Annotated in this window: 9 protein-coding genes; 2 read left to right on the top strand and 7 right to left on the bottom strand. The window is 60.5% G+C overall.

Annotation, left to right across the window (positions count from 1 at the left end; genetic code table 11):
- Nucleotides 1-689 precede the first annotated feature (689 nt).
- Both WG901_RS08220 and WG901_RS08215 read left to right on the top strand, forming a co-directional pair.
- A complete protein-coding gene (locus WG901_RS08220) occupies nt 690-1,235 on the top strand; it encodes a GNAT family N-acetyltransferase (protein ID WP_339586522.1) in 546 nt (181 codons plus the stop codon).
- 329 nt (nt 1,236-1,564) lie between these two features.
- Entirely contained in the window at nt 1,565-3,772 is a 2,208-nt protein-coding gene (locus WG901_RS08215) for a CHAT domain-containing protein (RefSeq protein ID WP_339586521.1), read from the top strand.
- Nucleotides 3,773-4,101: 329 nt separating this feature from the next.
- Here the strand turns inward: WG901_RS08215 and WG901_RS08210 are convergent, their stop codons facing one another.
- From WG901_RS08210 to WG901_RS08180, 7 genes are all read right to left on the bottom strand, one after another.
- Nucleotides 4,102-4,311 carry a hypothetical protein gene (locus WG901_RS08210; RefSeq protein WP_339586520.1) on the bottom strand — a complete coding sequence of 70 codons (210 nt, stop codon included), beginning with the start codon at nt 4,309-4,311 and terminating at the stop codon, nt 4,102-4,104.
- A gap of 316 nt (nt 4,312-4,627) precedes the next feature.
- Nucleotides 4,628-6,253 carry a hypothetical protein gene (locus WG901_RS08205; protein ID WP_339586519.1) on the bottom strand — a complete coding sequence of 542 codons (1,626 nt, stop codon included), beginning with the start codon at nt 6,251-6,253 and terminating at the stop codon, nt 4,628-4,630.
- A gap of 50 nt (nt 6,254-6,303) precedes the next feature.
- A complete protein-coding gene (locus WG901_RS08200) occupies nt 6,304-7,581 on the bottom strand; it encodes a hypothetical protein (protein WP_339586518.1) in 1,278 nt (425 codons plus the stop codon).
- Nucleotides 7,582-7,615: 34 nt separating this feature from the next.
- Entirely contained in the window at nt 7,616-8,419 is an 804-nt protein-coding gene (locus WG901_RS08195; protein ID WP_339586517.1) for a hypothetical protein, read from the bottom strand.
- A gap of 37 nt (nt 8,420-8,456) precedes the next feature.
- Nucleotides 8,457-10,145 (bottom strand): DUF3732 domain-containing protein, encoded by a 1,689-nt coding sequence (locus tag WG901_RS08190; protein ID WP_339586516.1) that lies wholly within the window; start codon nt 10,143-10,145, stop codon nt 8,457-8,459.
- Nucleotides 10,146-10,429: 284 nt separating this feature from the next.
- A complete protein-coding gene (locus WG901_RS08185) occupies nt 10,430-10,921 on the bottom strand; it encodes a three component ABC system middle component (RefSeq protein ID WP_339586515.1) in 492 nt (163 codons plus the stop codon).
- On the bottom strand, nt 10,918-12,084 hold the full coding sequence (locus tag WG901_RS08180) for an ABC-three component system protein (protein ID WP_339586514.1): 1,167 nt from the start codon (nt 12,082-12,084) through the stop codon (nt 10,918-10,920). Before WG901_RS08180 ends, WG901_RS08185 begins: the two co-directional genes overlap by 4 nt.
- Between the last annotated feature and the right edge of the window lie 276 nt (nt 12,085-12,360).

Genomic DNA, 12,360 nt, shown 5'->3' with positions numbered 1-12,360 from the left:
CACTCGGACAGACACGAACGGATACGAGCGTGTTTGCACCCCCAACAGCATTAACGTTTGCTAGCCCCGATACCGAAAATTCAAAGGATGATCGCTACGGTATCATTGACCGAGCTTCCGTTCAAAAACGTACATTTCCTCGAACATAATTGACCGAAAATGGATCGAATCTTTTTACTGCCGCTTCCTGCCGCCGCCGACACTGCAGCGGTGGGCATGCCATCCGCGGTGTCCTAAAATCGCCTCTCGTTCAGGCAATAAACAGACAGTGACGAGGCCCATCGACTTGGGGATTAATGCTCTCGCATATTATCCTAGCCATCCATCATTGTTGCTTTAAAGGTGCTCGGGTTGATCGCATTCCAGCTGGGAGCCATCCTTGGCTGGCTCTTCATCCAGGCGCCAGCGTTGCGAATGCTTCACGCTCTCCCTGCGGCGTGACACGAAAAGTGCCGGTGCGAGTGAACGCTATGATTCGAGGCATCTGTTGCCCGTCATGCGCCTGGCGCGAAAGGTACGTTCGCGCCAACATTTCGGTCGCTTCAACCAGTTTATCATCTTCCTGAAAGCGGCCATCGGTTCATCAAACCCTGCGATGACTGCTTGTTCTGTGGAGGCATTGCAGCCCCGCCTTGCGACCACCCGGAATGCTCCTTTTCAATGCCGATTGCGCTTGATACCCAGCCAGCATGGAAGACCGCTTCTGCATACGCCCGGTGAATGAAGGCGATCTACCGCTGCTCACATCATGGCGACAAAATGCCCATGTCCGACAGTGGTGGGGCCCGCCCGAAATCGAGCCAGAGGCGGAAAAGCTGCAAGAGGGGCGGGTTGCGATGTGGATCGTCTTGGCCGCCAAGCGTCCGATCGCTTTTATTCAGGACTACGTCGTCACTGACTGGTCACCCCACCACTTTGACTACCTTCCCCCGGGTTCGCGCGGCATGGACCTCTACGTCGGTGAGGAGGATGCTGTTGGCCGGGGGCACGGGACAAAGATCGTGCGGCAACATGTCGACCACCTATTTGCGATGGGAGTGCCGGCGGTAGGCATCGATCCCCATCCCGACAACGATCGTGCCCGGCGCGCTTTCACGAAAGCCGGATTTTCCACTGTAGATGGGCCACTCAACACACGATGGGGCCGCGCAATTTTGATGCATCGGTTCCGACCCGCGAAATGCTCTCCCTGTGGATCCGGTGAGCTTCAAACATCGACCAGTCAATTTTCCTGACGGATGATCGCCAACGCCAACATAGGCGACATCCGACGGCCAGAGGCGGGTCCCTGAAACCTGCCCATCATTCATGAAGCTGTCGCGACCGGCTTATCGACCTGCTTTGGGACTTTCCTGCCATTCTTCAGCGACGTGTCGAAAGACGGGATGTATCAAAAGCCGACATCCGGCGTTTGCCCGGCTGCGCATAACGACAGAAACTGGGCCAGCAGCGGAACGATGCTCGCCGCGTCGCTTTCGCCGAGCCGCGTAAGGCAGCCCTTGACCTGTTTGCAACAACCTTGCCTTTGATACCTGTTCGCGACGCCGCCGCTGAAAGACCTACGATGATAGCATTTGAAGACGCGTTCCCCCAACTTCACGCGATCCGCCCACATATGCCGCTGGCCCCCAAACTCGCCTGGGTATCTGCCCTTTCCTGGGCTGATGAGGAGGCGATCATCTATTTCACAATGACGGTGCTCGAGCGTCAAAAGTTTGCGGCCGCTCGCGACTTGGGCTGGCTTGAGGAAATCTCCATCGCAGCAGTCAATGATATCAACGCACTGCTGCGTGAAGCGACAGAGAGAGGAGAGCCGGAGGAGGAAGTCACCCGGCGATCGCTGCTTTTCCTGCGGTTTCTGTTTTCCATTGTGCCCATGGAAACCGCGCAGGGCCTGGGCCGACGCGGCCCGGCCTACGACTGGGCGTTCCGAGGCCTCTCGACGGATTACGACGCTGAGCGGCGGCTCAATTCTGGTTACGCCTATCTGCCGTGGCGTCAGGAGGGCGACCCTCGCGTCGGGGGGATCGCTATGCGTTGGCTTCCGCGCTGGTGTACGACGTTCTTTCTGCTTGCAAGAGATGCCAATATCCGGCGGGAGGTCGTCGAAACCTATGCGGTCTGCTGGGACATTCTTTTGGAGTTGCTCGCGGTCGACGGGCCGGGGAACGAACAGCTTAGGGTCGAGATCTTCTTCGGGCTGGCGTCACTTGCGAGCTGGGCAGTCAGCGAGGATTATGAGCGCGGGGACGAATGGGTCGTAGCGCTTGAGCAAGCCTGGAACACCGGTCAGGTGCCGCGAGAGTCTGCCTCCGTTGTTGCGACTGTTTTCCTCACCAAAGCCAATGGCGTCACCCAACGCAGTATCCGTGACTGGGCTCTGGATGTCCTTGAGGGGTTCGGTGACACGTTGCGCGAGCATGAGCGCCTTCAATATCTGGTCGCGACGATCGACACGCTTGAACGTTGGCGCGCAGAGCGCGCAAACGTATTTTCCGAGATCGAGAGCCTCAACGAACGCTCGGTAGCGGCGTCAGAAGTGGGCTCCAGCGCACTTTTTGCCCGCGACGCTCGGATCGACGTCATCAAGCCGCTCATCCGCCTTCTCGTGCTAGAACAGGATCTGGCGGCCGCCATGGATCTTCTCCGTGCGTGGTACAAAGCGCCGGATACGGAGCCCTGCGACGATAATGTCCTCTTTGTCCATCCGGCGCTCGGCGACGGAGTGGCGACCTTATGGCCGGGTCGCGCGCGCATCAGTTTCGAGACCGTGGACAGAGGACATGAGATCGTCGTGCGCGCGCTCGAAAAATCCTTGCGCATTGGCCGCGACCCGGAGATCGACGATATCGAGGAGCACCGCGAAGGGATCCTGGATTACAGCCAAGGGCCAGCTGTCGAGGCGGCAATGATGCGCTACTATCGACCAGGCGAGCTTGCCCAGCACTTCAAGCGCATTGCCGAGCCGCGATCACTAGTGGTCTTCCCCTCGGTATCGGATCCGCTCCAGGCATTGCTTGCGCGCGAGCTGTCGCTAACCCTGCCACTGGAGGTGAGCTTGGCAGCGACGCGACCGATGCGCGCCATGCGCACGATATCGATCTGGGCAGCGTTCACATACTTCACGCATTTCGAAGTCGAGGTGATCCAGGCCGTAGCGGCGCGAAATGGGTGGTCGGCCACGGTATTCCCGGGCAGTGAAGATGGCGACGCTGACGATTTTCGCGACTTCTATGAACAGGTGGAGCCGGACATTCTGTGGGTGAGCGGGCACGGCGAGTTCGTAGCGCACCGGTTGGCAGAGACTGGGATCGTTGTCGGCACGCCGCGTGCTGAGAGGCAGGGAGATACTTACGAGAACGTCATCCTGCCGATGGAGACCATCGCTAGTTTCTCGGTCCCAGAGGCAGATCGTCGCTTACTCGTCCTCAACACGTGCAACGGTGCTACCACGCAAGGTATGGCCGGAATGGCACGGATCGGACTCGCCCAAAGTCTGGTGCAGCCGACCCAAATGGTTTTGGCCCACCTTTGGCCAGCGAGTCCGGCGCTCGGTCTCGCGTTTGGCGGGCTCTTCGCGTCCAACCTCGTTCAGGACGACGTTACCGGCGCCTTCGCGTCCACGCTCGCTGAACTCCGCGATCCCGACAAGATTGTCGGGCTAATAGAAGAACGATCGGGAATAGCGTTTCCCGGAGCACCTGTAATCACTCGTGCAGCTTCCGAACTCTCAAGCATATTGGCGTGGGGCTGCCCGGTCTTACTGACCTGATCTTGCCACACTTACACAAGCGGCATTAGGTGCATCATAATCTTAATGTGCGGGCCTTGGCGAAAGTCCGCTCCGTGCGTCACGTCGAACCGCTTTCGCCGCTCTAATGGCAGGTTCCAGAATAAACTGCCATTCAGAGCCGCGCTGGCGAACGCCTAATTCTGGTCGAGAGCAGCCAATCCGAGCCGGCGTGGATGGGCTCGGCCAGCCCCGCCGACACAGCTGCCGTGCAGACAGGCCGATCTGTTGTCTGACAGCGGTCATTCGTTCACCTGTCACCGCGGCACTTAATTTCTCGCTATGACAACTCCGCCAGATCGAGGCCGACCTTAAATCATCGCGAAGTGGCTCAAGGCTGCTTCAACTGCTGCACGCTTGGCGGGTGGACACGGATGCTCGCGGCGAAGCGGATGGTAGCGATTGGGAGCCTGTGATCGAGTAAGGCCATGCCTAGCCTTGATGTCGGCAATCCAGCAGGTTTTCGGCACGAAGCCATGCGTGGCTTTTACTCGGGCCTGGATATCGCGGTAAGTTGCCATGCGCGCCTCCGAATCATCTAGAAGCCCGTCCACTAGGCAAAATGTATTTTGGTTGTCTAGTTTCGACAGGAGCGCCGACCTTTCGGCCGTTCGCAGTTGCGATCTTGACGCCTAAAACCCGCCGATCGTTCATTTGATCTCAGAGTGGCGGCATTGCGCCGATGTTTCGTCATCTTTTCGCGCCCGCTAGGGCAGAGCCGAAACTGAGCTCGCCAGGAAGCCGCCGCAACCCAACGCCTTGACGTTTCGCATACTTCTCCAGAATCTGATTCTCGCTGAGGCGGGCATTCTGGAATGACCACCAGGACCGAAACGATCACGATGCCTGCCGCGTCACCTCTTCGAACGCGTCGGGATGCGCCCCGAAACTCGCCTCGAACATGGCCTTCGCCCAGGTGATAAGCGCGGCATTGTCATGTCGGCCGGTCAGCCAATGGAAATCATATCGGAACGGTCCATCCTCTAAAATCCATTGCCGGGTCAGATCGTAGAGTAGCGTCGACGCGAAGAAGCGATTGAGCGTCTCCTGAATGGCCGGCTGCTCGCGTCCTGGAATAGCGCGGGGAAAAATTCCGTCATTGTCCATCCGGTCCGAGAACAGCGACAGATTGCGGATGAAGGGTCCGACATAGGCGGGGTTAGCTTGGGTGCCTGCGCCATGAGCACCCGGCCAGCAGAAGAACTCCGGATGATCATATTTGTCGCGGGCAAGGGCGAGAAAGTGTGACACCATCACCCGGATGGGCAGGTTCGACGGTGTGTAGTTGAAGTCTTGCCATTCCCGCATCAGCGCAGCCGCACCAGGATCTTCGTCGATCAGGTCGATCAATGCCTCAAGAGCGGCCATCGGATGGTCATAGCCGCACGGATAGGCCAGCGCGCCCGCAACCTCGGCATATTCTTCGACGCTGTATGTCTGGATGGCCATTGCCAGTGCGGGATTGTCCCGCGCCGCCTCGCAAAGCCGCGTGAAGCGCGCGCCGGGATCGACGTCGATGATCATGTCCTCAAGCGATCCGAAGGCGAAGGGGAAGCCGCGAGTCGGATTTATCGCCATGTCGCAGATCAGGAGGAACAGCCCGATTAGCGGGTCATCGATGCGGGCGGGCCAGTCGAAGCCAGTAAGGCGTTGGAACTCGTCGAACGCCGAGACATAGACACCGTTGAAATAGCCCGCCTCGCGGTAATGCGCGCAGTCCGAAGGCCCGCCGACATGGTGCAGGAACTGGAGCTGATTGAAGCGCGCTTGCCCCTCGAAAATATCGAGCAGTCCGACACGGGCGCGCCGGATCGGCGAGCCATGATAGAAACCCTCATGCCGGGCTTCGCGCAGGCGATCGAGCGACGCAGACCAGCTCTCTGGATCCGCCAAGGAGCCCGGCAGGAAGTCGCAGCTGTCGATCAGCGCGTGGAGCGTATTTCCATACGCGATGGCATAGCTGTGGCCGACGCACTCGAAGTAGGGATCGTCGAACAGCTCGGGCGCGCGCATCGGCGTCACCGCCAGCACCTTGTAGAATTCGGTGTCGATCGTGTTATTGACGGTGCGATTGGCTTGTATCAGCGCTTTGTCCAACGGGTCGTGTCCCGCGCGGAGCGCGTTCTCGGCCCAGCTTCTGACCGACTTCTTCGCACCGACGAGCCGGACGATATCGCTGAGCGCCTCGATATTGGCGACGCACTGAGCGGGATAGCACAGGCTAAGGATCAGGCCGGCGGTCGAACCGACATGCTGCCACCAGTGGATCGTCTCGTGCAGATATGTCGAATAGGCGGTGTAGAGCTCGTCCGCCGAATAGCCGTCGGTCGCCCCGCAGGTAATCGCATCGACCAGTTCGTGGATACGGGGGCTCAGCCGCAGCACGAATTGCGTCGTGCTGTAGAGGCCATGCGCCTTGAGCGTCGCGGCGAAGCTGGTCGGGGCGGCCAGCGTATCGGCCAAGGGTTCGATCAAGGTGGGCGCGATCGCTCCCAATTTTGACGGCATTGCGCTCACTGCCAGGCCCGTCCGCCGATCGTCTGTGGCGCATAAAGGTTGCTGGCGGTATCGCCTTCCCAACCCTCGCCGCTGAACGAGGGCGAGCCATCATCGAACCCACACCCGAGCCAAAGCGCGTCGAAGAGTTTGCGCAGAGCCTGACCGCTGACCGCCTCGCCCGACGGCAAGGCGACCGTGCCGAGGTAGAGGCTGGGTATTTGCAGCGGATGGCTTGCCTGGCGTCCATTCGACATCTGGACATCCTCGAGCCCGTGCAAGCTCGCCCCGACCAACAGCGGCCCGCTAAGACCAATCTCCGCGACGACCGCCGCCATGCGTTTGGTCGCCTCGACGATCCGTCCCTCGAGCGATCTCCCCTCGACCAGGATCGCGCTGTCATCGTCGATCCGCGCGCCGACCATGATGGCGGTCTCGAGCACGCCGGGGCGCACCAGGCGCGTATACCAGCGCGCCTCGGGGTTGGGGCGATCGGCAACGTGGCGCGGTGGGTCAAAATTGGCCCATTGCCCGGCGTTGACCATATCATGGGTCAGCTCATAATCGCCGGGCACGAACAGCCGCCGCGCAGCCTTGACCCTGGCTGGTTCTAGATAGGGCTCCTCCGCTGCCCGCACTGGGGCCAGCCGCAAGATGAGGCGTGGTCCTGGGACGATTGCGGGCACGTCACCCCGCGTGGCCAGCTGGTCGAGTTCGGTGAGCAATGCCTCGGCAGGCGCCAGCACATCCTTGTCGACGACCGCAGACGTCCGCCGCGCCAGCACGACCTTTATGGACGCATCAAGAAAGTGCGCGATTTTGGTGGCGAAGGCCGCCCGTGCCTGCCGCCGCTGGCCGTCGCTTGCCCCTTCTTCCAGCGCATAGGAGACTGGGTGGCGCAGATGGGCAAGATCGAACGGCAGATCCCGCTCGAGGCCGAAAGCGGTGTTCATAACAAGGATAATCTGCTGGTCGTCGAGCGCGTGACGGGCATAGCCGAATTCGGTCATTACGTTTGGGTTCGGCAGCAGCTTCTTGCCGTCGGGGGTTGCCCCAACGAAGCTGACGTCGCCGATGAAGAGGTCGCAGTCGCGTATTTTTGCCAGGATCGTCTCGCTCACCGGTGGTGTGCCCGCGACCCCAGCGGTATCGGAATCGAGCAGCAACTCGGCCGTATACTGCGGCTGCAATGCATCGATCGCCGAAGCGAGGGCCAGCGCGATGAAGCGCCCGCAGACATCGCGTTCACGGTCGCTTTGCCAGGAATAGAAAATGCGGATTGGATCGACGGACATCACTACGCGGCGCCCCCGCTTGGCCGGGCGGGCCTCACGGCGCGAGGCGCGCGGCGATCAGCCGCATGAAGTTGCGGGTATTATCGTAGATCGCTATCGCCTGCTCGCGATCAAAGGTCTTCTCAGGGTGCATTGCCGGATTGCGGAAGCCGTTCTTGACGAAATTGAGGTAAATGGCCGCCTCGGATAGCCATTGCTTGGCGGTACCGTCGCCCTCGACCTTGCGCGCGCCTTCCAGAGCCTTGCTGAGATTAGCGGCGGTCGCGCCCCAGCTGTTTCCGCGCGGTGCCTGGACATGATCGGCGAGCCGTTCGATGCCGACCTCGGCGACCCGCATCAAATGCATGACGCAGGCGGTCCACAATTCATATGCGCGGCAATGCGCGGCGGCCGACACGTCCTGGCGCACCTCGGGGAAGACTTCGAGCAACTCGATGCCGAAGGCGCCAGGGCCATGATCGAGCAGCAGCCCTTCGCGCGGCATAACAACATACGTGTGGTGCTTCTCAAGTTCGGCGGTCATCGATGTCGTCAGATGGTAAGCGGCGGCAACGATCTCGCGCCCGATCTGTCGCCCAATCAGAACGCGATCGGCATGCGCAAGCCGCCCGACGAGCGTCTGGGCGCGCTTCGCCGCTGACGTCGTGGCCGGCAGTTCGAGCCATTCGGCGGTATCGATCACCGCGCAGATGCTCTGGAAGAACAGCACGATGCGGTCCCGCTGCAACTCGACCATACCATGCTCGCCGAGCCGTTCACTCATCTGCGCAATTTTGTCGGCGAACATCGCGATGTTCGAGGAAGACGCCAAGACATTGGCGAGATCGATTCGCTTCATGCGATATCCACACTTGGGGGAATACAGACTTGCTGCATCAAGCGATCTCGCCGGGTTCGATCCAGGCCAGGGGCACCAGCTTTTCGTCCCCGCGCCATTCGGCGACCAAAGTCACTCCCTCGATTTCTCCCCACACGTCCGGTCCGGCATGGTCAAGAATGATGACCTGCAGCTGGCCGTTCGCACGAACGACTTCGACTCCGATCGCCTCGAACACTGACCGGATCGCGAGGATGTCTTGGTCGCGCGTTCGCCCGACTTCGCTGACATGCTCGCCCTCGAACCCGCGCGGAAAATAAACCTGGCTCGGCTGATCAAGCACAACAAGTGCCGGTACCGGATGGCCGATGTCGGTCAGGAAATAGCGCTGCAGCGCCATCATTACCGCGACATGATAGGCCAGCCAGTTCGCGCCGCTGCCGATCTCCCACAGATAATCTTTCCGATCGGGATGGACGACGCGGACGGTCAGGTCCTCGACCGATAACTCGATCGGCGCGTTCGGCCACTCTGCATCGAGCGTTGGCATGATTCGCGAAGCGTAATTCTCGATGATCTTGAGTGCCGCCGTCTGCTTCTGCCTGACCTGGCCCTCGGAGTAGATCTTGCGATAGTCAGCGATCAGCGTCTTCATCGCATCGATGTCCGCCGGGAGTTTCGCATCCTCGCCGGTGCGCTCGTAGAGCAGGATCGCCTGCTCGAGCCGCCCCAGGAATCGCTCGATCCGGTCCGACCGGAAGGTTTCGGCCCGAACCTGCTGCGAGCGGCGTTCGAGCAATGCCATATCGCGCCGGATGCCGCTAAGGAGAGCGGTGCCTTCCTCGACCGTTTCGCGCAGGCGCAGCCTTTCCTTATCGAAGGCGTCCGACAGCGCCGGCTGCGTGCGCAACTGAAACTCGACACCAACCAAAGCCTCGCGCAGCGCCTCGATCTTGTCGCGTCCGCCACCGCCGAGAGCCACGATCGGATCATCCGATCCTTCGACCAGCTCTCCTAGCCAGTTCGCGACGTCGAGGCGTTCGCGCTGTATCTGCATCGCCGATCCATAAGAGAGGCTGCTGTCGATCAGTCGCTGAATCTCATTCAACCGCTGACGACGCTCGGCGAGTTCGGCAGCGGATCGTCGCTCGGCATCGCGCAGCCGTTGCAGTTCGGCCAACGTCGTCTCGATCGAGGCGATCGAGGGCTGGGCGCCCCGGCTGCTGCCTTCGGCGATCCGGCGCAGCATTCCGAGCACGTCGGGCCAGTTGTCGGGAATTACCGTGCCAGGCGGGACGAGACCGAGTTCGATCGCCTGCCGGATCCAGCCTTGCGCTTCGACCTGCCAGGTTCGGACCGAGGAGCGCATCGCATTGAGCTCGGCTTCGCGGCGCCGCAGCTGGCGGGTGAGCTTGTCGATCTCCCATTTTGCCGACAGCATTTCGGCGGTCAAGGCGCCGACGACATAGGGGAAGATCGCCTTCAGCTTCTCGCGATGTTCGGAGGTATCGGCGTTGAAGAAAAGTACCGCGGGGTTGGCGACGATATACTGCGGTTGGAACATAAAGGCGGTGAGATCGCGGAAGCTGACGCGTGAATTGAATCCCGGCTCGCCGGTCGGCTCCAGATCGAGATTGGACAAGGCCGACAGGCGATCGAGGATACGCTTCACACCGTCGCTGGTCGTGTTTTTCACTGGGGTGTCGAGCGGGACAACAACCTCGTCGTCATCCTCGATCAGCATCATGTCGCCGGTCTGCTTGGCATCTCCTGGCTCGCGCCGCGCGAGGAGCTTCTGACCCTCGATCGTCTGGATGACGACGCCGAACCACGAGCAGGCCTTGCGGATCGTGCCGACCGGAATGCTGCATTTGGTCGAAGCCAGGCAATAGTCGATGATCGGAATGACGGCGGACTTGCCGGTCTTAGATGCACCACTGATCACATTGACCATGCCGGGCTCGAACGAGACGATCCGCGGTTGGTGACCCGCGCGCGACCACAATACGAGCTTGAGGATCTGGAAATGCATTAGGGCCTCACGCGCAGCAGGGAAAAGACATTTGCGGGCGGCACGCGGGCCATCCACCGGCCGAGTTTGTCGGCAGCGGCGGTGTAGGGCTTGATCCGCTCGGACGGGCTGCGCAATTTCACGACATTCGCGCGCAGAAACCCTTCCTCATAGTTCAAGCTGAGCAGACCGGATGCTATCCCGGTCGACAGCGCCTCGAGCGTGAGGCGTCGCATCGAAAGCGCGCGCGTATGGATCGCCATCAGATCCTCGCGGTGCCGCTCGAATTTCTCGATGAACTTGCCCATGCCCGATGACGGAAACGTCGTCGTCACGCGATCGAGCGTCGGGCGGTGCAGGACGATGGGCAGAACAAGGAAGGAGAGGTGAAGCAGCGCCAACCGGCCGAGCACCTCCTCCTGATAGCCGCGGCCAAACGACCACAGGATTACGGAACCAAGCGCCGAATTCTGAACGGCCTCAACCGAAGAAATATCCGCGTCCGCCATCATTCCCCCGGGAAAAAGTCGGCGAAATTGGGATGCCAGCCGACGCGCATCGCGTCCGCCAGCATGTTGAAGCTGCCAGGGATGAAATAGCCGGGCACGCTGAGGCCCTGCAGAGGTGCCTGATGCGACACACAGCGGCGATAGACCTGTCGCCCGCGGGTTTCTGCATCGTGCGCACCGTGCAATTCCTCGATCTCGTCGCGCGTGATCTGGAAATGGGCTTCAAGTGTGTCGTGGAGTTCATCGAGACTTTCCTCGACGATCCGGCCGTCCGCCGCCCAAAGCGTTTGATCGGCGGTCGAGCGCAGATAGTCGCTGACCGCGCGTACGACATGCTCGGTCGGCATCTTCACCCGCACAAGCTGTTGCACGAAGATCGGGGACGACGAAAGCGTCGCATCGACCTCCTCCAGCGTTGGCTTGCCTGTTGTCGGCATCAGCAACCCCAAGGCGCCATGCTTGCGGATGAAGCCGCGCAGATCCTGGCGGAACCGGTCGGCATCGATGGCAGGCTTCTGTTTGGCGCGTATCAGTGCAGCGATCCGGTTCTTCGCCATGCCGATTGCATGCGCACAAAAATCATCAAGCGCATCGTCGAGCACATGGAGGCGAAGCACCTCGCGGATCGGTTCCAGCGGATCGTCGCTCATCACCAGACGGAAGTTGAGGATGATCTGCGTGCAGATATCTTCGCCCGCACCGAGGAACTCGGTGATTTTGGGATTGCAGCCCTTCAGCTTGGTCGACGGAGTGATTTTCTTGGCGATCGTGGTCAGGATCGCCTTGGCTTCATCGATATCGCTGGCAGCATGCAGACGCTGGACAAGCGGTCCATCCTTTTTGGGGCAAACATAGAGCCGAAATCGCGTCATTGCTGGCTTCACCTCGCCGTCGGCACAGAGGCTCGCCCAATTTGCAAAGCATTTCCACAGTTCGACCGAGCTATCGGTGACCGGATTGCTCGCAGAGACTGCGCTTTTCGACTGCTCGAGCATCATCTCGCCATCGGGGCGGTGGATCGCGGTGTCGTCGACATATTCAAGCGAAACGACGCAGCCTTTGGACGCCGTCAGCAGGTGCCGACACAAGCGAACGTCCTGCAGGCCGTAGCCCAGATACTGGCCAGGCGCCGTGCTGTTCGCTGACTTGACGACTGTCGTTGCCATTTGCCCCCGGTTGCGCGCGCTGTACGCCCGTCACTTCCGCACAGGCGGACCATGACAAACGCCTCTCCCCATTAGAGGATATGATGAAGCGCTTCCTGCGCAATGACTATTTGCTAGAAACTTGGCGGCCGCGCCACCGAGCGCATGCGCTTTAGAACCATTATGACCCAATATGAGATGGGCTCGTCAGCGGTTATCAGTCTTAGAACCTGGCTATTGGTCCACCGCTGGTGCGACCATACTGCGAATAGGTCCTCTACCAATCGCGGAGCGGTG

Source organism: Novosphingobium anseongense (assembly GCF_037482895.1).
Classification (GTDB): Bacteria; Pseudomonadota; Alphaproteobacteria; order Sphingomonadales; family Sphingomonadaceae; genus Novosphingobium; species Novosphingobium anseongense.
This window is presented reverse-complemented; position numbering and strand designations above follow the sequence as displayed.